Source organism: Phycisphaeraceae bacterium (genome assembly GCA_019636795.1).
In the GTDB taxonomy this organism is placed as follows: Bacteria; Planctomycetota; Phycisphaerae; order Phycisphaerales; family UBA1924; genus JAHBWW01.
The window spans coordinates 176,036-198,323 of sequence record JAHBWW010000005.1 but is presented as its reverse complement, the minus strand read 5'-3'; the positions used below and the strand labels follow the sequence as shown (position 1 = coordinate 198,323).

Below are 22,288 nucleotides of genomic sequence, written 5' to 3'. Positions count from 1 at the left end.
GCCTCACTTCTGGCGGATGCGCCCCACGAGCGAAGCCCCGCGCACTTCGAGCCCGCGAATCTTACTCTGCAATGCCTCGCGGTTTGGGGCGTGGTCCATGGCTGTCTGCATGTCGATCCACTCCGCCTTGACGAGTTCTGCAAGGGAGTGGGTGAAGCTGTGCATGCCTTCGCCTGTGCTCTGATCGATGATCGCCGGCAGGTCTTCATCACCCCCTTCGCGGATACGGTCTCGCATGACGGGGTTGTTGAGCAGCACTTCAGTCGCGGGCACCACGCCAACTTCGAATCCACTGACCGCGGGCAACAGCCGCTGCGCACAGATCGCACGCAGACTCGTCGAAAGGCTGCTGCGTACGAAATCGCGCTCATGCTCCGGGAAGAACTCGAGCATGCGCCCAAGCGCCTGCATGGTATCGGCGGTATGCAGCGTCGCAAAGACAAGATGCCCCGTCTCGGCAGCCTGAATCGCAGCCAGCACCGTTTCATGGTCGCGCATCTCGCCGATGAAGATGACATCCGGATCCTGCCTCACCACCGACCGCAGCGCGACTGCAAAGCTCTCGACATCAATGCCGATCTCGCGTTGCGAGACAATCGACTTGCCGTGGCCGAAGCGATACTCAACCGGGTCTTCAATCGTGATGATATTGACAGCCTGCGTGTGGTTGATCTGATCGATCATCGCCGCGATCGTGCTCGATTTGCCCGAGCCCGTCACGCCGACGACGAGCACGAGCCCTTCGCCTGTCTCGCTCACGAGTTTCTCATAGATCGGCGGCAGATGCAGGTCGGCATAGTTGGGGATCTCAGCCTTGACGCGCCGAACGGCCGCGTGCAGGTGGCCGCCTGCACGAAAAATGTTGATCCGGAACCGATCCCCATCAGGCAGATGGTACGAAAAATCGAGCGCCCCATTGCGATTAAAGCGCTCGGCTTGCTCAGGCTTCAAGAGCGAATCAAAAAGATGATCTGTCTCATCTTCGCCCAATGGCGGAGCATCCACCGCCTTGAGCCGGCCCGCAATTCGATACGTTGGCGGAGTACCGATCTTGATATGCAGGTCGGAGGCATCGAGCCTCTTCATCGCCGACAGCAATTTCTCAATCGTAAGTGTGCCCGTGAACATGGCTCGGTTCTCCGCTATAAGCGACCCGATCCCGGCAAGAGATCATAGCGGCTCTCGAAGCCCGCTTCGACGCCGAGTGATGCTCTGGATCATTTGCATTTCCTACACTTTCGCCGCAAACTCGGAGCGCACGTGTGGAAACTTCAGACATTGTCATCATCGGAGGCGGCATCGTCGGGCTTGCGACCGCACTCCAAACCTTGCGTCGCATGCCGGGCGTGTCGCTGACCGTGCTCGAAAAAGAACCCGCGATTGCCCATCATCAGACCGGACACAACTCGGGCGTCATTCATTCCGGCATCTACTACAAGCCGGGTTCACTCAAGGCTGTCAACTGCCGCCGCGGGCGCGACATGCTCATCGAGTTCTGTCAATCGACCGGCGTTCCCTTCGACATGTGCGGCAAGGTCATCGTCGCGATTGATGACAGCGAGCGGCAAGCACTTGCTCGCATCTTCGAGCGAGGGAAGTCCAATGGTGTCGAGTGTGAGATCATCGGACGCGAGCGACTGGTCGAGATTGAGCCTCACGCAGCAGGCGTCGAAGCCATCATCGTCAGAGATGCAGGAATTGTGTCATACCCGCACGTATGCCAGGCCATGGCACGCGAAATCGAGCGCCTTGGCGGCCGCATCATGTGTGACACTGTCGTCACCCACAGCCGACCGGAACAGGAATTTCGCGTGCTCGCGACGAGCCAGGGTGACTTTTCCGCAAGGCTCATCGTCAACTGCGCCGGACTTCAGTCGGATCGAGTCGCGCGGGCGCTGGGCGCATCGCCCGGACTCAAGATCGTGCCCTTTCGTGGCGAGTATTACGAGCTCGCGCCCGCTGCCCGTTCGTTGTGTCGCAATCTGATCTATCCAGTGCCCGACGCAAAGTTCCCGTTCCTCGGGGTTCACTTCACACGCATGATCGAAGGCGGTGTCGAATGCGGTCCCAACGCCGTGCTTGCACTCGGGCGTGAAGCGTACAGCCGAGGCGATGTGAACATCACCGATCTTGTCGAAACACTCGGATATCCTGCATTCTGGAAACTCTCCGCCAAACACTGGAAAACCGGCGCAGCCGAGATCTGGCGCTCGATCTCCAAACCCGCGTTTGTGCGAGCACTCCAGCGTCTCATGCCGGAAATTCTCAGCGAGCACCTCACGCCGGCACCCGCGGGAATTCGCGCTCAGGCGCTCGCCACAGACGGCACGCTGCTCGACGATTTCGCAATCATTGACGCCGAGCATGCCATTCATGTGTGCAATGCGCCGTCACCGGCTGCAACTTCGTCCCTCTCAATCGGGCTCACGATCAGTGAGCGCATCGAGGCAAGGCTGCCCTCGCGGGCGACGTTCTGAACACAGGAGTAAGGTTGCGTGTTCATCGGACTCGATATCGGAACCAGTTCAACCAAAGGCGTGCTCGTAGACACGGAGGGAACTGTCATCGCGACAGCCGTCAGCACGTATGACTTTGATCGCCCGAAACCAGGCTGGAGCGAACAGGATCCTGTGGCGTGGTGGCAGGCAACCCGCGAAGTCCTGCGAAACTTGTGCAGCCAGACCGATGCTCGGCAAATCCGGGGGCTCGGGCTCAGTGGACAGATGCACGGCTGCGTGCTGCTCGATGCTGCTTCTCTTCGCGATGCTGGTTCACGTCAAGTTAACGCACTTCGTCCTGCATTGATGTGGAACGACCAGAGAACCGCTAAGCAGTGTGCCGAGATTCTCGATCGCATGGGCGGTGCCCAACGCCTTATTACGCTGACTGGAAACACGGCCCTCACCGGCTTTACACTGCCAAAGTTGCTCTGGGTGCGCGAGCACGAACCCGAAGTTTATGACCGCGCTCGCTGCATGATGATGCCAAAGGACTACGTGCGCCTGTGTCTCTGCAGCGAGGCTGCGACCGATGTCGGCGACGCCGCGGGAACACTGCTCTTTGACGTCGAGCGCCGAGTGTGGTGCCGCGAGGTGGTTGACGCGGTGCAAATTTGTGACGATCTTTTGCCACGCGTGCACGAGTCAGGCGCGATCGCTGGCCACATCACGAAATGGGCAGCTGCGGAAACCGGCCTCCCTGTTGGCACACCGATCACAGCCGGATCGGGAGACAACCAATGCGGCGGCATCGGCGCAGGGGCCGCCTCTGCAGGCGCCATTGTGCTGACGCTCGGAACCAGTGGGGTCGTGTTTGCGCACACTGATGCGTGCCTCCGTGATCTCGACCCACACACCCCAGGCCGTGTTCACACCATGTGCAGCGCAACAGGCAATGAAACACGCATGGGTGCATGGACCATCACAGGCTGCATGCTCTCGGCTGCCGGCTCGCTCGAGTGGGCGCGCAGCGTGCTTGCACCAACTGTGTCATTCGACGAACTCATCACCGAGGCAAGCACGATCGCTCCGGGATGCGACGGGCTCATGTTCCTGCCACATCTCACGGGTGAACGTTGCCCGCACCCCGATCCGCACGCTCGCGGCGCGTGGGTCGGTCTCTCTCGCAGCCACACACGCGGCCACCTTGTGCGTGCGGTCCTCGAAGGTGTTTCATTTACCCTCGCTCAAGTTCTCGAACTTGTACTCAGCCTCGGCATCGAAGCCCGCGAAGTGCGCATCGGTGGCGGCGGCGCCCGCTCGATGCTCTGGCGACAAATCACTGCCGACATCATCGGCAGGCCCATCGTGACTCTGGCCAACGATGAGGGACCGGCACACGGCGCTTCGCTTCTTGCAGCTGTCTCTGGCGGCGCGTTTTCGTCAATTCCGGAAGCATGCAACCGCGCAGTTCGTGCAGCCGCCTCCACTAATCCCAGCCAGAATTCGCCCCACTACGCTTCGCTCCACGAGCGTTACGCCAGTCTCTATCCGGCACTGGCCGATTACATGCACCAATAGCTCTGCATCTCTCGGTAATCTCGGGCCATGCCACAGTCGGGCATGACCCGCTGCTTCGTCCATTCAGTTCACACTGATACGCTTTGGTGAGTCCTTTCTGCTCTTGGGCAATTTCAGCACGAGCACACCTTCATTGAGCTCGGCACTCGCCTCGTCTTCGCTCACTGCGGTCGGCAATGCGACCCTACGGCTCACTGATCCCATGCGCCGCTCGCGACGATAGAACTTCTCATCGCTCGTCTCGCTCGTTTCGTCGCGGGTAGCACTGATCGTCAGCACGCCATCATGCACTTCGACATTCACATCTTCCTTCTTGAATCCTGGCAGTGAAGCTCGCACCACAAGATGCTCAGGAGTTTCGGAAATGTCCATGGCCAGCGTACCTTCCTCAATCGTCGGCAAATCTGCAATCGTCGGGTCGGCGAAGATCCTGCTCATGATCTTCTCCACTGGCATAAACATCTCGAACGGGTCTCGACGGACAATTTGACGGGTCATGACATTCTCCTTTCAATAAGCCTGAAATACCGTCAGGCTCTCGCCGGGAGAAATTGCAAACAGCGTGCCGCGCTAGCGGCGCTGCCATCCCCCACTTCGTGCTGAGCCAGTGTCAGTGCGACATGAGACCCAAGGAATAGTTGTCAATTTGGCAGACTCCAGTCCACGAGATCGCGCCACACAAACGACGTCTGGAATCTGTTTGCAATTAAAGCCTTGCAGATGCGAGGCGCGGGGGCCGTTGTGGCAATGCTTATGCGTTATAACCCAGTGCGACCGCGATTCTTTCCAGACCAGGCAACGCCGGGGCCAGATAATCAGCATACTGCTCCCAACGCCTCACGGCTCGAGTATGCACCGCCTCACGCACATCGGCGTAGGTCGGGCTTCGCACTACGCGCTGACTCCGCACCTGCTGGAATCGCTCCTGCTCCTCAGCCCACGGCAGACCCAGCAGTTCAACAGCCGGCGTAACCGAGCACTGAAGATCGCTCACCAGATCTTCATACCGCACCTCAACCCAGTTTCCAATCATCTCTCGCAGTTTAAGCCATCCACCCATAATGATCTCGTAGAACGCGCCCCCGCGCGCGACATCGAGAAATGCCACATTCATGGCACTGACCTCAAACGGCTGCATGAGGTTGCTCAGCACCACATCACGCGGATCGCGCAATGCGACCAACACCGACGCGCCCGGTATCACACGCCTGAGCATCGGCACCATGAGCGTCCGCAACGGGTTTTTGTCGAGCAGCAAACACGAAGCTCGCTCCGCCCCGACGTGAGACCTCAAGGCAGAAAGGTACGATTCGCGAATCTTGAGCATCGTCGCGCGATCGACCTGATCGAGTGCTTGGGCAAACGATTCGTGCCCGCCTTGGGAACGCAGAATACCCGACACGATCAGCGACGACCAGTACGACGTTTCCTCAACACTGGCGATCTGCGGATGCGCGTCGAGCACTTGCTCGAGCAAGGTGGTTCCTGATCGGGGGAATCCAACCAAGGCAGCCACTCTGGCACCTGGAAAGTCGGCGCTTCGCTGCTCCCACTGACCAACACGCTCGGCAGTAATTTCCTGTATGAAGCGGCGCAGCGTGTACTGTGCTTCGTTCCCCGGCTGTTGCCACCTGCGAGCATCGGGCGCCAGCAAGGCTTTGGCTGCGTGAAGATCCTCAACGGCGGCTGCGTACTGCGCTGTACGATCGCGCACTGCAGCCCGCTCATAGTGCAGATTCGATCGCGTGACCGTGTTCGTGCTCGCAGACGCTGCGATAGCATCGCCAAGCAAACGCTCTGCTTCCTCAAACCGTTCGCGCCGCTTCAGCACACGTGCGCGGATCAGCATCGCCTCCGCACAGGCTTCATCGCGAGCAGCAGCCTCATCGCACAATGCGTCGGCCTCGTCAAGCAGCGACAATCGCTCTGCTGCCGATGCAGCACGAGACAGTGCCACCGCATCATCCTTGGCCAGTGTGGCTGCCCGTCGATACACCTTGATCGCGCGTTCAAACTCACCGAGCCTCGCGAACTGCCTTGCGACTTCGCTCAGCACGAGCGGGTCAGCACGCCCGATTTCGGCTGCGCGTTGCAACTCCTCGCTCGCCTCGGTCAGTTTGCCCGTCGCAGCCACAGCGCGAGCCAACCCGATGCGTGCACTCACATGCTTCCAGTCCGCCTGCGTTGCGGCACGAAACAGGCGCTCGGCTTCATCGGGCTGTTCCGCAAGCATCGCTGCGGCAGCGTTCCGCACGAGATCTTCCACAGGCGAGGTCTTGGGGCCCGCCACCGCCCGCTTGCCTGCACCGCCAGACTTTGATGGTCGTCGCTTTGGGTCCATGAGGCTCAGAGTCTAGACCACACGCGCCGATCGACGAGGCCCGCTGCTGTGTGGAGTCGCCATGGCCGAACGCACCATCATCAGTTCATGAATGTTCTCAAGCGTCAAGAGTCCCATTACTCGATCGTGCTCGACCACCATCGCTGCTCTGCACCGACTCTCGACCAGTACAGCAAGCGCATCGCGAAGCGAATCCTGCGGGCTGAAAATCGGGCACTCGGGGATCGTCCAATCCGTGACCGGAGTCTGGGCCTTTCCGTCAGCAAGAGCTTCGATCATGCGATCACGCGAGAGTAGCCCGATCGGCTTGCCCTCGGCCACGATCGGAAACTCAGTCTGCGAACCCGCCAGCAACAACTTCGCGGCATGAGCAACCGTATCCGACGGCGCAAGAACCATGAAGTCACGCATGGTCGCATCACGGACGCGCAAGCCGGCAACTGCGCTACGGGCTTCGACCGCATTGGCCTCCTGCTGCGCAGCAATGAACACGAAGACCGCAATCAGCACCAGAAACGGATGCGCCAGCCAGAGCCCGAGCAGCCCGAATCCCACCGCGCACACTTGACCCACCCTCGCCGCGATGCGAGTCGCACTCACCATCGGCATCTGCATCGCCAGCAGCGACCGAAGCACACGCCCGCCGTCCATCGGAAACGCCGGAATCATGTTGAAAGCAACGAGGAGCACATTGACCGCCATCAGTTTGAACAGAAATCTGATGTTCGCAAACTCGACATTCTCGAGCTTCGGCCAGTCACCGAGCACCGTCAGCACCACCGCGAGCACGCCGGCAATCACGACATTCACCGCAGGACCAGCCAGCGCAACGACGAGTTCCTGCGCAGGTTTCTCGGGCATGCGATCCAACCTCGCGACGCCTCCGATTGGAAGCAGCGTGATGTCGCGCGTCCCGATGCCGTACCGCCGTGCTGCCAGAGCGTGCCCGAGTTCATGCAGTACCACACAGGCAAAAATCGCTAGAATCAGCCCCACAGCTTCGACCGCAACTGCTACATTGTTCTGAATGCTGAGGTTGATATAGAACACCCACGCCACAAGCAGCCAGAACGTCCAGTGGATATAGATGCCAATTCCAAAGGCAGTCGCGATTCGAATGGACCAACGCATGGCAGGATACCTCTCTAGTCCTGTAAGACGCTCAATAAATCTTGCCGAATGGCAGGAACGGCAACACGATCGAAACCGCGATCAAGACGATGATGATGATCTCCAGAACTTCCATGCGCCGGATTGACACCGCATCCGAAAGTTTCTGATACACGCTGTCTGTCGCTGCCAGTTTCCGCTGCACGCTGCTGTGCCACGCCGGAAGATCCAGACGCCCCGCTGCCAGTCGATACACGCGCGCCAGGTACTGATTGCCGAGTAGTTTGATCGCGTTATTCACCCCCTCAAACGTGACAACTGCATCTGTTTGTACCGATGCAAACTCTCGCAAAAGTCGAGGTTCGACCAGCACCGGCCACGCACGACGCCGCGAAAGTTTCGCAAGAGTCTCATCCGCACGTTCGAGCAACTTGTCGAGTTCCTGATCGAGAATCCTCAGCTCAAGCAACTCTACGTTCGCATGCGCAAGAAGCGCCACAATGTCGCCCGGCTCAGCATCAAACAAAACAGCACCGTTCCAGTCCACGATCGCCAGGTCATTCGGTCCGTAACTCAATCGTGGCTCCAGCGTCCGCCGCACCTGCTCGGGCGAGAGCGAATCTGTCTCTCCTTCGACTGCCTGTGCGAAAAACTGCGCGCACGCCTCGACAAGTGATTCGGGCGAGACCCCATCGGCCCATCGCTCGATCGCGAAGACCACATAGTCTTCAACAACATCACGCAGACAGGGTCTCTCGATTGCGGCCTCGATGCCTTGCAGGAACCGGCCTACTGCTTCCTCCGCCTTGCGTCTGAGAATCTGATTGTTCAGGAGAAGTTCGCCAAGGCCCGGCAATTGCTCCGCCTCGACCCGCATCGGAAAGCGAAAGCTTGCAATGACCGCCCCGAAGTCGTACATCACGATCTCGATGCCAGGCTCGCTCCGCAGCGGACCCACAGCCACCGGCTCGGATTCCACCACCTGACCTAACGGAAGTGGATCAAAGTCGAACCACCCCGGACTTGGCCTCCCCGCCCGCTTGAGACCCACCGGCGACGCCCCCGCCAGCAGCGAACCCGCCTTGGGCAAATCAATCTGAAACCCCACATCAAAGGCAAACAAAGCGACACAGGTTCCCTCAAGCATCTCGTGCTCCAGTACCAAAGCGTAGTGCGATTTGATCAGTGGCAGACCACCGGTTTCCCCGCTCCCCGGCAAGTCCGTGCATGCGTCTCGACAATCCCCCAGGCACGCGGATACGCTCATGTTCCCGGATGGGTCGCGCACGCGCCCTCACCGGTTCACAGGTGACTCTATGGACCCCGTAGAACTGGGCGTCGACATCCAATGGCAACCCAATGACATCACGTGCGGCCCAACGTGCCTGCACGCTGTCTACCGATTCTTCGCCGATCCGGTGTCGCTCGAGGAAGTCGTCGCTTCAGCGCGTGCTCTCCCCGGAGAACAACTCGGACGCGGAACTCTCGCCGTCATGCTCGGTATCGACGCTCTCAGGCGCGGCTACACCGCGCATTTGATCACCTTCAACCTTCAAGTCTTCGACCCAACCTGGTTTGATCGCACCACGGGCGAAGCCGATGAACACCTGGTGTCAGCCCGCCTCACTGAGCAACTCGCTGCAAAACGCAGCCTCGGACCAAAGTTCGCTTTGGCGACCGAAGCCTACCTCGAATTTCTTTCCCTCGGCGGCACCATCGCAACGCAGGATCTGACAATCTCACTCTTGGCCAGATACCTCACTAAGGGACTCCCGATCCTCACAGGACTCAGCTCAACCTACCTCTACAAGTGTGCTCGCGAGTATGGCGATAACGACGACTATGACGATGTTCGAGGCATGCCGCAAGGGCACTTCGTTATCCTCCATGGGCTCAATCGTGCACGCAGACTCGTCTCCGTCGCCGATCCCCTCGGCGATAACCCCGGATTTGGTGCCGCTGACTACAAGGTCCCTATGTCACGCCTCACATGCGCCATTCTGCTTGGCGTCTTGACCTATGACGGAAATCTGCTCGTCATCGAACCCAAATCCGGACACATACTCAAGGAACACTCCGCATGAATGCCCTGGTTGTTGTCGACAATCCCAAACGCTGGCCACTTCGCATGGCTGGTACGGATGTCGTCGCGGCACGCGAATACCTCGAAGATCCTCAGTTCGCAGTTGAACCGGGAACAAAAGTCTTCAATCTCTGCCGCTCATACAAGTATCAGTCCGCAGGTTACTACGTCTCGCTCCTGGCAGAGGCACGTGGACACAGGCCGCTGCCCTCCGTTTCGGTTATGCAGGATCTGAAAATGTCCTCGGTCGTGCGCCTCGCCAGCGATGAACTCGACGATCTGATTCAGTCGAGCCTCAGCGCGATCAAGTCCGACGAGTTCGTGCTCAGCATCTACTTTGGACGCAACCTCTCGCCCAAGTACGAAAGACTCTCGCTCGCCATCTTCAACGCATTCAGCGCCCCGTTGCTCCGCGCGTCATTCGAACGCGATGGCAAATGGCGCTTGACAGGCCTGCGCGCCATCGGCGTCGGCGAAGTCCCCGAAAACCACCGCCCATTCATCACCGAGCAAGCCGAGCGATACCTCAAACGCAAACCCAGCCGAGGTAAGACGAAGAAGCCTGCTCGCTTCGATCTGGCGATCCTCTACGACCCAAAGGAGGCACTCCCGCCTTCGGACATGCCAACGCTTCATAAAATGTGCGACGCCGGTGAGGAGCTCGGCATCGACTGCGAACTCATCACCAAGGACGCCTATGGCCAGATTGCCGAGTATGACGGCCTGTTCATCCGAGAGACGACCAGCGTCAACCACCACACCTATCGCTTCGCCCGCCGTGCTGCAGCGATGGGTCTCTTCGTCATCGATGACCCAGTTTCGATCGTGCGCTGTTCCAACAAGGTCTTTCTGGCTGAACAGTTGACTCGTCACAAGATCCCCATGCCGCACACCGTCACATTCGGGCGCGAAGGTGCGCCCACAGTGCCAGAACGCACTGGTCTGCCGTGCGTCATCAAGAAGCCCGACAGTTCTTTTTCCGTCGGTGTCATCAAGGCCGAGTCGCTCGAAGAATTCGAACGCGTCACCAATGAACTCTTCGAAACAACCGATCTCCTCGTGGCACAGGAATTCGTTCCAACCGATTTCGACTGGCGTGTCGGCGTGCTTGGGGGTAAGCCCCTTTTCGTCTGCCGTTATTTCATGGCTCCATCGCACTGGCAGATCCTCAAGCACGAAGAGGACGGACACAAGTTCGGCAAAGTCGAGACCATCCCGGTCGAACGCGCACCAAAGGACGTCGTTCGCTGCGCCGTCCGAGCGGCAGGCCTCATTGGCAACGGTCTCTATGGCGTGGATCTCAAAGTCGTCCGCGGCGCAGCAATGGTCATGGAAGTTAATGACAACCCGAACATTGACTGCGAAGTCGAAGATCGTATTCTGGGCGATGCGCTCTATGAAGCGATCATGCGACACTTCCTCAAAGGCATGGAGGCCCGTCGCCAGTGACTCAAAATGACCCAAATCCGTCGCCAAAGCACTATCACTATCCGCGAGGACAACTCAGCGCAACAGGCATCGAACTTGAGTATATGGTCGTCGATCGTGACACTCTCGATGTGCGACCAATCGTCGACCAGCTCATGCACGATGTCACCGGAGAGTACCGATCAGACTTCGACCCACACGGCCACGACACCATCATCGGCTGGTCAAACGAACTCGCACTCCATGTCGTCGAACTCAAGACCAACGAACCTGTAGCATCGCTCGAAGGCGTCGATCTACTCTTCGCCACGGAAGTCGAATCAATCAATCGCTCGCTCGAAGCACGCAACGCCATGCTCATGCCCACAGCGATGCACCCATGGATGGACCCGTTCCTCGAAATGAAACTCTGGCCGCACGAATACAACGCGGTCTACGAAGCGTTCAACCGCATCTTCGACTGTCGCGGCCACGGCTGGGCCAACCTGCAAAGCACACACATCAACCTCCCCTTCGCCAACGACGACGAATTCGGCCGCCTCCACGCAGCCATCCGGCTCGTCCTGCCATTGCTCCCCGCGCTCGCAGCCAGTTCGCCAATCCACGACGGTCGTATCACTGGCTACATCGACAGCCGCCTCGAGGTCTATCGCTCGAATGCTCGCCGCATCCCCGAACTCTCCGGGCTGGTCATTCCTGAGCCCATTTTTACACGCCGCGACTACGAACACGAAGTCCTCGGCTCGGTCTATCGCGCGCTCGCGCCCTTCGACCCCGATGGAATTCTTCGCCACGAATGGGCCAACAGTCGAGGCTGTATCGCTCGCTTCGATCGAGGCTCCATCGAGATCCGCGTCATCGATGTTCAGGAATCACCCGCAGCCGATCTTGCTGTCGTCGCCCTGACTGTCGCTGCCGTGCGATCATTGATCGAAGAACGGTGGATGGGGCTCGCAGCCCAGCAATCCACCGACACTGAATCACTTCATTCCACCCTGCTCGACACCATTCGCCATGGCGAACTTGCCCGCATCACGCATCCTCAACTACTCTCAGCCTTCGGTCTCTGCTCTCCTACTTCCGCTGCAGAACTCTGGCGGCACATTGCCTCCCACACCATCGCAAGCGATGCTCCCCACGCGGCGACCATCGCGCGTTTGCTCCGTGCCGGCACGCTCTCGACCCGCATCATCAAAGCGCTAGGCAGCGACACAACCAGGCCACGCATGCTCGATGTCTACCACGAACTCGGAACCTGCCTCGCACATGGAACCCTCTTCCATGCCTGAATCATCGCGGTGGTCGATCATCATCACCTGCGAGCACGGCTCAAACCGGGTGCCTCATGGCTACGAATCGCTCTTTCAGGCAGCCCCCGCAATTCTCCATACCCATCGCGCCCTCGACATCGGCGCGCTTGACGTTGCACTGCATTGCGCAGCCAACCTCGCTGCTCCTCTCTACGCAGCCACAATCACTCGCCTCCTGATCGAACTCAACCGCTCACTCGATCACCCACAGTTGTTCAGTGAGTTCTCTCGCACTCTCCACCCAGCCGCACGCAATAATCTCATCGAGCAGTTCTACCACCCCTATCGCAACGCCGTAACACGGTTCATCGACGACTGCATTAAGCTCGACCGAAACATCTTGCACATTTCTGTCCACTCATTCACTGATATCCTCGACAGCGTCGAACGTGCTCTTGACATCGGTCTCCTCTTCGACCCGGCGCTTGAAGCCGAAGCCGCATTTTGCCACGCCTCCATGCACCATTTCAACGTTTTGGCCCCGTCGCTTCGCGTTCGCTTCAATGAACCCTACCTCGGCACCGACGACGGCTTCACGACCCACCTGCGACTGCACTTCCCACCAGAACGCTACATCGGCATCGAACTCGAACTTCGCCAAGGCCTGCTCCATCAGGCGACTGCACGGCGCAACATGGCCGATCTAGTCAGCCAGGCTTTCCAGGCCGCGATGACTTCTCTCTAGACCACTCCCGCTCACATCACAAAAAAGCGTCGCGCCCAACCGAGCGCGACGCATGAAGTCAAAGTTCATCATTCCACAATGCCCGCTCACACCGCGCCAGACATCTCCGCCTTCATCGCTGCATTGAAGTCCTCAGCCGACATCTCCTCGAACTCCGCCTTGGCAAGGATCGCATCAAGCGTCTTGTGCTCGCGAATCTGCTGATAGATCACCCCGACCTGACGAGACCGGATCAACTCCTGCCGCATTTTCTCAGGCCGTTCGCCTCGCTCCATCGCGAGACGTGCAATGCGTCCGTTGATTTCGGACTCCTCAACACGCACATCCAGATCGTCTCCCACCTTCGACAGGATGAAGAACAGCTTGAGTTCGCGCGCCGCCGCCTCGGCCGACGCCGCACGCAACTCCGCAATGTGCTCCTCGATCTGCAGAGGCTGCACCCCGCGATACATCAGTTCCATCCGCCGACGCTCCAGAAGCCTCAGGCTCTGCACCGCCGTAAGACGCTCTGGCAGATCAAAAGTCGTGTTCGTCATCAGATGCCGTGCAACCTGCTGACGCATCACTGTGGCCTGATTCACCAACGCACGCTCGTTGAGTTTCGACTTGACCATATCATGCAACTGATCCACGTTCGACAGGCCATAGCGCGACACCACGTCCTCCTTCGAGGCCGCAATGATGCGATCGACTCGATCAACTCTGAACGTAATCGTCAGATCCTTTCCACGCACATCCTCGATCTCGTGATTTTCGGGGCCCTTGGCACGCACCGTCACCGTCTCCCCCGGCTTCGGCAGGCCCAACTGCTTCGCGAAATCTTCCACCATCACACCGAGAATCATGCCCTTGCCCTGCTTGTCCGCCGTCGGAACCTGCACCACCGCCCCCTCGATGTTGTGAATCTCCTGGTCTCCAGCCTTCATAACACCGTGGCCGGTCAGGTAGTCGCCAGCCTCCGCGGTTTCGCGTTCCTGCAGTTCGCCCTCGTTGATGAGGATCTTCTGAATCTCGCCATCAACCATCGCTTCGGAAACTTCCGGAATCGGCTTGCGGACCTTCAGCCCATCAAGTTTCGGCAACTCGAACTCGGGCATGACTTCCACACTCACCTCAAAAACCAGAGGCTTGCCGCTCTCAACAACAACCTTGTCCATCGAATCCGAAAACGGTTCACCGACGATCTTCAACTTGTGCTCATCAAGCGCTTGTTGAAACGCCGTCGCAATCAACTGATTCTTGGCCTCATGGCGCACCGTCTCGCCAAAGCGCTTCTCGATCAGCCTCTTGGGCGCATGCCCCTTGCGAAACCCCGGCATTGCCGCTTCGACCGCCAGTGTGTCCAGCGCATCGGTCAGCTTCTCCGTCACCACATCCGCAGGAATCTCGATTGTGAGTTTCTTGCGACACGGACCTGCGTCTTCAACCTGCACCTTCGTCTCAATTGTTGCTTCTGCCATGATGCTCTCCGCGCGTTAATGTGCCGCTGCGCCAGGACGCGCCCCCGACCCGCAGCGACGAACCGGCAAGTGTAGTCCCCTTGCCTCTCAAGGTATTCTCTCAGGCCTATCTTCCGCCGAACGCAACCTCGCGTACAACCGCTCCGACGCCTGATGACCCGCCATGCTCCCCTGTCGTGCCAATTGCATCGCGCGCGCAGTGTTTCCAGCCCGTTCCGCCCACTCCGCCGCTTCATAGACGATCTGAAAGTCACCGCCCGCACCGGCCGCCAGTGCTTCCTCATACAACGCCAAAGCCTGCTCCGGCTGTCGCATCAGCCCATACGACTGCCCCGCAAGTCGAAGCACCGTTCCAGAGTGCCTCACGTCTCTGGACAGCCCAGCCAATGCCCGAATCGCTTCGGCTGGCTCCATCAATCGATTGTGCGCACGCGCCTGGATGATCGGATACGCCGACTCGCGCCCATCGAGTGCGATCGCCCGCGCAATCTGCTCGAGCGCTATTCGAGGCGAGCCCTGAGTCAGCGCAATCTCCGCCATCATGCCCCACGCAACCGCCTGATCCGCATCAAGCGCTATCGACATCACCAGCATCGCCTTGGCGTTCTCAAACTCCTGCTTCTTCAGATGCACCTGCGCAAGATGCAATGGATACGCCGCAACCGTGCGGTCTCCCGCCATGGCCGCCGAAAAGTGCAAAGCCGCCGATTCAAGATCATCGAGCTCGCGAGCAAGATTCCCCGCCGTGAACTCGATCTCTGGCGTTCGAGGCCCAATCGCCAGCGCCGACTGATATTCCGCGTATGACAACCGCACAAACTCACGCTGCTCGTCTGTCAACTTCTCCGACTTCTTGAGTTCATCTTCCGGGCGGCTCAGATTCAGATACAGGTCACCCAGTGCGAGCCTCAAAGTCTGATCGCCCGGAAACTGCTTCACCGCAGCGACCAGCACTGTCCGCGCTTTGGACAACTCCCCAGCACTCACCGCCGCCTGAACTGTCTCCAGAATTGCCTCGACAGCCCGCAGTTCCGCAATTCCAACAGTCACAGCTACCGTTGGCGCCTGTATCGATCGCTCGAACCGACCCGGAAACACCGTCGGCCCAATCTTCCACACCAGCACGCCATATCCGCTGATCACCGCGACAGCGCACACCGCAAGCACCCCAGGCCTCGCAAGCCCACGTTGAAATCTCGCTGTCCCGCTGCCCGCGTTTCGCATCGCTGCCACCCTTACCAAGACTCTATCGGCCCGCGTAGACTCACATCCCAAGCCACTCGCCGCCACGTCCCATATTCGGAAACGCCCAGCCCATGTCGAGCCCTTCCCTCACCAAAGCCTATCGCCCCGAGGAGCACGAGCCTCGAATCTGGCAAAAATGGGTTCGTCACCGTTCCTTCGCAGCCGACCCTGCCCGCGTTCTGTTTGCAGGCGCAACACCCTACACCATCCTCATTCCACCACCCAATGTCACCGCTGCTCTGCACCTCGGGCACGCCCTGAACAATTCGCTCCAGGACGTGCTTGCTCGCGTTCACCGTATGAAGGGATACGAGACCCTCTGGATGCCGGGCACCGACCACGCCGGTATCGCCACACAGACCGTCGTCGAAAAGCGTGTTCTGGCTGAAGAAGGAAAACGCCGCACCGATTTCCCGCGCAACGAATTCGTCGCCAGGATCCAGACCTTTAAAGACGAGTACGAACAGCGCATCACCGACCAACTCAAAGCCCTTGGGTGCAGCTGCGACTGGGATCGCCAGCGTTTCACAATGGACCCCATATGCGCTCGGGCCGTGCGCGAAGCCTTCTTTCGCCTCTTCCAGGAAGGGCTGATCTATCGCGGAAAACGCCTGGTCAACTGGGACCCCGTCACACAGACCGCGCTGGCCGACGACGAAGTCGAAATGACCGAGGTCCAGGGCTCATTCTACTACTTGCGCTATCCGCTCGTCCATCCGCCCACCAATCCCGACGACCCCAAGGACGCGCAGGAAGTCACATGGTCCGAACTCGCCGCGCGCGGCTTTCCCTCTGCCGACCAGTATCCCGAAGATGATCCCGCATGGGTTACCGTCGCAACCACGCGACCCGAAACCTACATCGGCGACACCGCTGTCGCGCTCAACCCCGCCGACCCGCGCGCCCCCGCGCTGCGAGGCCTCATGGTCCAGCTCCCCATCATCGGCCGCATCATCCCCATCGTCACCGACGACTATGTTGTCATGCCCGCCCGCTTCCCATGGCAGCCCGAGCGCGAGCCCGACGACCAAGCCCCTGATCCAAAAGCCCACTTCGCCACCGGCTTCCTCAAGGTCACGCCTGCTCACGATCCCAACGACTACGAACTCGGCCGCCGACACAACCTCGAAGCCATCAACGTCATGGCACCCGACGCCAGCATCTCCGAATCGCACGGCTGGGACCGCGCCGCACGCAACGAAGGCGGACACATCTTCGTCGGGAAATCGCGCGAAGACGCCCGAAAGCTCGTCATCAAGGAATTCCAGGTCCGAGCCCTTCTCGAAGGCATCAAGCCCTACACCCACAGCGTCGGTCACAGCTATCGCAGCCACGCCGCCATCGAACCCTACCTCTCCGATCAGTGGTACGTCAAAGTCTCCGACGACCAACTCCGAGGCCAGGCACAGCGCGCCCTCCCCATCGACCAACGAACCACCGAAAGCCTCAATCACTGGCCCGACTCTAATCCCGCGTCATCACCATCCGATGGCTCCCTCACGTTTTACCCCGCCCGCTACGCCAAAACCTACGAGTCCTGGCACGACAACCTCCGCGACTGGTGCATCAGCCGCCAACTCTGGTGGGGACATCAAATCCCGGTGTGGACCTCCTCTACCACACAACCCATCACAACAGGCGCCAACCCAAGTCAAACGGAACAAATCGACGGGGTTCCTGTCAAGTTCCAGTTCCTTGATGATGCACAGCACGAACTGATCCACGTCACCAGATTTGCCAAAGCCGAGAGAAACTCACTGACGACAACCGTCCAAGTCTGTATCGCGCCCAACGATCAAAACATCGAACAACGATTCATTGACAACGGCTTCACACAGGACCCCGACGTCCTCGACACATGGTTCTCCTCTGCACTCTGGCCCCTCTCCACACTCGGCTGGCCCAACGACGATCTTCCCATCGTCATGCCACACCAACTCGATCCTCGCAACTTCCGCGATATTCACTCCGTCTATCTCAAACGCGTCGGCACATGGAAAAACTTCATCGGCAAAGGCGACGATGCCGCTGATCAACTTGTTGAACGCCTCCTCCACCTCCGCGATTTCGCCCGCACCGACAATGGAACATCGCCGATCTCCTACCAGTTCTTCAGCGAATCCACGCTCCACGAACTCGGCTACAAAACCACGCCCCTCACCAGCCCCGACGACATCGCCACCGCAACCGACCTCGTGTGTGCCGTAGGCCTTCGCACCACCGAGCCCGTCCAGACCGCGCCCTTCGGCCCCATCGACCTCCGCCACCTGCTTCTCTCCCACAACTTCGTCAATACCGCAGGACTTTTGGCCGCATTCAACCCCACCAACGTCCTCTGCACCGCGCGCGAAATCATCACCCTCTGGGTGAGTCGCATGGTCATGTTCAACCGCTTCTTCCTCGACGATTCTGCCGGCTCCCCGCCATTCCGCGATGTCTTCATCCACGCCATGATTCAGGACGGCGAAGGACGCAAAATGTCCAAGTCGCTCGGCAACGGCGTCGACCCGCTCGACATCATCCACTCGCACGGTGCCGACGCCATGCGCTTCACCCTCGTGCAGATGACGACGCAAACTCAAGACGTCCGCATGCCCGTCGAACGCGACCCCCAAAGCAATCGCAACACCAGCCCCAAGTTCGACATCGGCCGCAACTTCTGCAATAAACTCTGGAACGCCGCCCGCTTCGCCCTCTCCAACCTCGAAACAACCGATTCCACCTCACCCACGAACACACCTATCGACCCAGCCTCACTCTCGCTGGCCGATCGATGGATGCTTGCTCGCGTGGCGCAGACACTCCGCGAAGTCGACGCCGCACTGGCCTCCTACCAGTTCAGCACCTACGCCCAGCTCATGTACGACCTCCTGTGGCGTGACTTTTGCGATTGGTATCTCGAAGCCATCAAACCCACCATCCGCGAATCGGCCGCACAACAAGCCTGCCTCCGCGCCACACTCGATTCCATACTGCGCATGCTTCACCCCATCACCCCCTTCATCACTGAAGCCATTTACGAACAGGTCTCGACCCTCCGCACCGCACCCATCACAGCACTTGACCTCGGCGAAACTGTCGAAGATGCCGTTCTCTGCACCTCCGCATGGCCGCAAGCCGACGATGCCCTGCTCGATTTGGCCGCAGTCTCTCAGTTCGATCGCCTCCGCGAACTCGTCACCACGATCCGCGAAGTACGCTCGCAACACTCCGTGCAGCCCAAGCGCCGCGTCACCCTCCACCTCGACTCGTCCCTCGCCGCCGACTTCACCTCGGCCGCCAGTCTGCTCGAAGTCCTTGCCGGACTCGACTCAATCACTCCCGACGCCCCATCCTCCCCTGCAGTTCCCTTCACCTTCGATGGACGCGAACTCCACCTGAGCAACCTTGCCGACTCTGTCGATACCGCTGCCGAACACGAACGCCTCACAAAACAGCGTGTCGATCTCGAAAAATCCGTCACCGCCCTCACCACCCGCCTCTCAAACCCCGGCTACGCAGACCGCGCCCCTGCCCATCTCGTCGAACAAACCCGCGCCCAACTCGCACGTGCCCAAGCCGATCTCGACGCTGTCCTCCAATCGCTGGAACGCCTCGCATGATGCGCTGGCTCGCGCTCGCCGCCACTCTCGGCACCACCATCGCGAGCCCCGGCTGCGCCTCGCTGCGCCCCGCCACCCCGCTTCCCACAAGCACCCTGACCACCACGCAGTCGCCATGGACCTATCAAGGCCGCCCCGGCGTTGCCATCTCCACACCCCGCGTGCAACTCTTCACAACTCTCCCGCCAGGTTTGCTCCGCGACCGCCTTCCCATCGTTCTCGAACACACGATCTCCAGCTTTGATCGCCTCTACATCACACCTCCCGTCCTGACCCACCGCGTCGAAGTCGTCGTTTTTCACGATGTCGCCCTCTGGCGCACAGCCCTCAGTCAGCGCTTCGGTGTCTCGTATGCTCTCGACCTCGATCGAGGCGCAGCAACCAGTCGTGGTGTCTCCCTCCTCCACGATGTCGGAACCGCAGACACCCTTCGCCTCGCAGCACACGAAGTCTGGCACGCCCACGCACAACTCGTCCTGCGCCGCCAACTCCCCACAGCCATCGATGAAGCAATCGCGTGTTGGGCCGAAGGCATCTCATGGGACGAATCCATCGCCTTGCCTGTCCGTCGCGCACGCGACAATCCCGCACGCAAACACCACCTCCGCAATCTTCTGCAATCCGATCACCTCGGTTCACTCCACGATCATCTCGCACAGCAACCCGAGCGCCTCACATCCTCACCCGCTGCAATGGATGCGTACTACACAAGGGCATGGGTTCTCGGCCTGCTGCTCATCGAATCTGGAGACGCACACCTGCACAATAGCCTCGCGACCCTCATCGCTGAATCGCACAAACATCAGCCACCAAGCGGACAACCACCAACGCCAATCACGTCATCGCTATGGTGGGAAACCAACTTCGGCCGCTCCCTCACCGAGATCGATAACCTCTGGCAACAGTTCGCAGCACTTCTCGCCTTCACCCCCTGACGCACTCGCCGCCAGAGCCTCACCGCGCCGCGACCTTCTCCTTCTCCGGCATATCTGGAAGCACGCCAAGGTAGCGCAGCGACCTTTCCACCACACGCCGCGTCACCGGACCCGCAACCGACGATCCATACGCCCGCTGCAATCGCACCAGGTCCGGCCCAGGATCATCAATGATCGCCAGCACCACCAGTCGTGGCTCATCCACCGGCGCCGCTACCAGAAAACTCGCGTTGTACTGCTTGTCAAAATACCCCTTCGCCCCGCGCGGCAGCCGATGATCCTTCGGTGCCGACACCGCAATCTTCGATGTCCCGGACTTCCCGAACATCGTGTACGTCGCCGGCACATCATCCGGAAAACGAATCTTTCGCAGCGCTTCCATTCGATCCACCACCCCCACGATCGAATGTCGCACATCCATCGCCGCCTGAGGCTCATACACCCGCTCCACAAGATTGGCCAGCGGATCGCTCGGATCAAACGCCGTCAATCGCATCGCAGGCACTGTCCCCGCAAGCTCCCCATTGCGCGCGAACGCACTGAACGCCCGCACCATCTGCACCGGCGTCACCGCAACCTCGTACCCGATCGCTACCGATGTCTGCGTGTACTGCGTCCAGTCCCGTGCCCGCGTCACCAACCCCGCCGACTCGCCCGGCAGCCCAATCCCCGTGCGCTGCCCGAAGCCCAACTTGCTCAGCGTCTGTTGCACATCCCGAAACGACACACGCTCCGCAACTTTCGACATCCCGATGTTCGATGAATACAGCAGCACGTCCGACCACTTCATCTCCGCACGATACGTCACATCCTCAAGCCTGCGACCATACGGCGTCACATACCGCCTCGACTCGATCCGGATCATCTCCGTATCCGGCAACTTGCCCTGCTGCCTCGCCACCGCCCACACAAAAGGCTTGAAGGTCGAGCCCGGCTCGTACACATCTTCCACACACCGATTGCGCCCCAGAGCAGGGTGCACGCTCCGCCTCTCATCCGGATGAATCACCTGATATCGAGGCCACGTCGACCGATCCGGATTCACCCACGCATCCGAGTTCGAGTCCTTGGGCACCCACGGAAACGGCACCGCCTTGACCCCGTCTCGAATGTAATCCACCATCGCCAGGATCTCGCCCGTACGCGGATCCATCAGCACAATGCGCCCGCCCGCCGCATCCGCGTCATGCACCCCACGCACGATCTCCTCCGTCGCAATCCGCTGCAACTCGAGATCCAGCGACAGCGCAATGTCCTCGCCTCGCGTCGGGCTTTCCCAGTCCCCACGCCCCACCCACAACGCATGGCCCACCGCATCGCGCACATACCGAAAGTGGCCCGGCTCACCTGTCAGACGCTGGTCAAGCGTGCTCTCGACCCCGATCAGTCCAACATGCTCGAACCCAACCTTGCCGATCAACGACGCAGCAAGTCCGCCACCCGGATACTCCCGCACCGGCCACCGTTCAAGCCACACCCCACGCACCCGCGCCTCGCGAACACGCCGAGCACTGTCCTGATCCAGTAACTCCGAGAACGGCAGATACCGAATCAGCGGCTTGGGCCGACCAGCGACCTCCGCCCACTCCGTCAGACCATTCTTCTCTTCCTCTCCGCCACGCCACAGCGCCTTCAACCGCGACCACACCAGCTCCACCGACGAAACCTGTGGCTCCGTCTCTTCATCAACCGACATCCACTCATTCAGCGCCTGCCTGCGCAGATCATTCTCGCCAAGCGCCGCGATGATCCGAGGCCCAAGCACATCCGCACCCAACCCCGACGCAGCCGACAGATTCACAATCGCCTCATCCGGCGGATCGACAAACGTCGCAGGATCCACCACCAGCCGATACCCAAAACGAGTTGTCGAAATCACACGCCCGCGCCGATCCAGAAGATCGCCACGAATCGGCTCAATCGACCGCCGGCTCACACGATCACTCACAAACGGTTTGAGTTTTTCCGGCGGATCGAGCTGCAACTGCCCAATCCGCAAACCCACCACCACCAGCACAACGCTGAACACCGTCGGCAGCAACCATACGATCACGCGCTCACGCGACCAGG

General features: G+C 59.9%; 16 protein-coding genes. 8 read left to right on the top strand and 8 right to left on the bottom strand.

Annotation, left to right across the window (positions count from 1 at the left end):
* Positions 1–3: 3 nt before the first annotated feature.
* Positions 4–1,128: a PilT/PilU family type 4a pilus ATPase gene (locus tag KF757_11720; protein ID MBX3323648.1), complete on the bottom strand. Its 1,125-nt coding sequence runs from the start codon at positions 1,126–1,128 to the stop codon at positions 4–6.
* A gap of 134 nt (positions 1,129–1,262) precedes the next feature.
* Here KF757_11720 and lhgO point away from each other — a divergent pair, with 134 nt between their 5' ends.
* Positions 1,263–2,477 carry an L-2-hydroxyglutarate oxidase gene (lhgO, locus tag KF757_11715; GenBank protein ID MBX3323647.1) on the top strand — a complete coding sequence of 405 codons (1,215 nt, stop codon included), beginning with the start codon at positions 1,263–1,265 and terminating at the stop codon, positions 2,475–2,477.
* A gap of 18 nt (positions 2,478–2,495) precedes the next feature.
* Positions 2,496–4,019, top strand: a complete 1,524-nt coding sequence (gene xylB / locus KF757_11710; protein MBX3323646.1) for a xylulokinase — start codon at positions 2,496–2,498, stop codon at positions 4,017–4,019.
* A gap of 63 nt (positions 4,020–4,082) precedes the next feature.
* On the opposite strand, the gene KF757_11705 is transcribed toward xylB, so the two are convergent.
* From KF757_11705 to KF757_11690, 4 genes are all read right to left on the bottom strand, one after another.
* Positions 4,083–4,517, bottom strand: coding sequence for an Hsp20/alpha crystallin family protein (locus KF757_11705; protein ID MBX3323645.1), 435 nt, complete (start codon positions 4,515–4,517; stop codon positions 4,083–4,085).
* Between the two features lie 253 nt (positions 4,518–4,770).
* Complete coding sequence (locus tag KF757_11700; protein MBX3323644.1) at positions 4,771–6,360, bottom strand: sulfotransferase; 1,590 nt, start codon at positions 6,358–6,360, stop codon at positions 4,771–4,773.
* A gap of 12 nt (positions 6,361–6,372) precedes the next feature.
* Entirely contained in the window at positions 6,373–7,491 is a 1,119-nt protein-coding gene (locus KF757_11695; GenBank protein ID MBX3323643.1) for a site-2 protease family protein, read from the bottom strand.
* Positions 7,492–7,522: 31 nt separating this feature from the next.
* Positions 7,523–8,617, bottom strand: coding sequence for a hypothetical protein (locus tag KF757_11690; protein ID MBX3323642.1), 1,095 nt, complete (start codon positions 8,615–8,617; stop codon positions 7,523–7,525).
* A 169-nt stretch (positions 8,618–8,786) separates the two neighbouring features.
* On the opposite strand from KF757_11690, the gene KF757_11685 reads away from it, so the two are divergent.
* From KF757_11685 to KF757_11670, 4 genes are read left to right on the top strand one after another with little or no spacing between them, the layout of a single operon-like run.
* On the top strand, positions 8,787–9,554 hold the full coding sequence (locus KF757_11685; GenBank protein ID MBX3323641.1) for a hypothetical protein: 768 nt from the start codon (positions 8,787–8,789) through the stop codon (positions 9,552–9,554).
* Complete coding sequence (locus KF757_11680) at positions 9,551–11,002, top strand: RimK family protein (GenBank protein MBX3323640.1); 1,452 nt, start codon at positions 9,551–9,553, stop codon at positions 11,000–11,002. The genes KF757_11685 and KF757_11680 overlap by 4 nt, the downstream gene beginning before the upstream one ends.
* Positions 10,999–12,270: a hypothetical protein gene (locus KF757_11675; GenBank protein ID MBX3323639.1), complete on the top strand. Its 1,272-nt coding sequence runs from the start codon at positions 10,999–11,001 to the stop codon at positions 12,268–12,270. Before KF757_11680 ends, KF757_11675 begins: the two co-directional genes overlap by 4 nt.
* Entirely contained in the window at positions 12,263–12,976 is a 714-nt protein-coding gene (locus tag KF757_11670; protein ID MBX3323638.1) for an N-formylglutamate amidohydrolase, read from the top strand. Before KF757_11675 ends, KF757_11670 begins: the two co-directional genes overlap by 8 nt.
* 86 nt (positions 12,977–13,062) lie before the next feature.
* Here the strand turns inward: KF757_11670 and tig are convergent, their stop codons facing one another.
* Positions 13,063–14,436: a trigger factor gene (tig, locus tag KF757_11665; GenBank protein MBX3323637.1), complete on the bottom strand. Its 1,374-nt coding sequence runs from the start codon at positions 14,434–14,436 to the stop codon at positions 13,063–13,065.
* Positions 14,437–14,523: 87 nt separating this feature from the next.
* The gene (locus KF757_11660; GenBank protein MBX3323636.1) at positions 14,524–15,660 is read right to left on the bottom strand and encodes a tetratricopeptide repeat protein; all 1,137 of its coding nucleotides are present in this window, start codon (positions 15,658–15,660) and stop codon (positions 14,524–14,526) included.
* 92 nt (positions 15,661–15,752) lie between these two features.
* Between KF757_11660 and KF757_11655 the strand changes: the two genes are divergently transcribed.
* Positions 15,753–19,283, top strand: a complete 3,531-nt coding sequence (locus tag KF757_11655; protein ID MBX3323635.1) for a valine--tRNA ligase — start codon at positions 15,753–15,755, stop codon at positions 19,281–19,283.
* On the top strand, positions 19,280–20,218 hold the full coding sequence (locus KF757_11650; protein MBX3323634.1) for a hypothetical protein: 939 nt from the start codon (positions 19,280–19,282) through the stop codon (positions 20,216–20,218). Before KF757_11655 ends, KF757_11650 begins: the two co-directional genes overlap by 4 nt.
* A 19-nt stretch (positions 20,219–20,237) precedes the next feature.
* Here KF757_11650 and KF757_11645 read toward each other — a convergent pair whose 3' ends face one another.
* Complete coding sequence (locus KF757_11645; GenBank protein MBX3323633.1) at positions 20,238–22,271, bottom strand: penicillin-binding protein 2; 2,034 nt, start codon at positions 22,269–22,271, stop codon at positions 20,238–20,240.
* Between the last annotated feature and the right edge of the window lie 17 nt (positions 22,272–22,288).

Excerpts from the sequence above, each read along its gene's own strand:
- tig (MBX3323637.1), bottom strand. The coding sequence starts at position 14,436 with ATGGCAGAAGCAACAATTGAGACGAAGGTGCAGGTTGAAGACGCAGGT.
- KF757_11700 (MBX3323644.1), bottom strand. The coding sequence starts at position 6,360 with ATGGACCCAAAGCGACGACCATCAAAGTCTGGCGGTGCAGGCAAGCGG.
- KF757_11650 (MBX3323634.1), top strand. The coding sequence starts at position 19,280 with ATGATGCGCTGGCTCGCGCTCGCCGCCACTCTCGGCACCACCATCGCG.
- KF757_11670 (MBX3323638.1), top strand. The coding sequence starts at position 12,263 with ATGCCTGAATCATCGCGGTGGTCGATCATCATCACCTGCGAGCACGGC.
- KF757_11720 (MBX3323648.1), bottom strand. The coding sequence starts at position 1,128 with ATGTTCACGGGCACACTTACGATTGAGAAATTGCTGTCGGCGATGAAG.
- KF757_11705 (MBX3323645.1), bottom strand. The coding sequence starts at position 4,517 with ATGACCCGTCAAATTGTCCGTCGAGACCCGTTCGAGATGTTTATGCCA.
- KF757_11680 (MBX3323640.1), top strand. The coding sequence starts at position 9,551 with ATGAATGCCCTGGTTGTTGTCGACAATCCCAAACGCTGGCCACTTCGC.
- KF757_11690 (MBX3323642.1), bottom strand. The coding sequence starts at position 8,617 with ATGCTTGAGGGAACCTGTGTCGCTTTGTTTGCCTTTGATGTGGGGTTT.
- KF757_11685 (MBX3323641.1), top strand. The coding sequence starts at position 8,787 with ATGGACCCCGTAGAACTGGGCGTCGACATCCAATGGCAACCCAATGAC.
- KF757_11660 (MBX3323636.1), bottom strand. The coding sequence starts at position 15,660 with ATGCGAAACGCGGGCAGCGGGACAGCGAGATTTCAACGTGGGCTTGCG.
- KF757_11655 (MBX3323635.1), top strand. The coding sequence starts at position 15,753 with ATGTCGAGCCCTTCCCTCACCAAAGCCTATCGCCCCGAGGAGCACGAG.
- KF757_11695 (MBX3323643.1), bottom strand. The coding sequence starts at position 7,491 with ATGCGTTGGTCCATTCGAATCGCGACTGCCTTTGGAATTGGCATCTAT.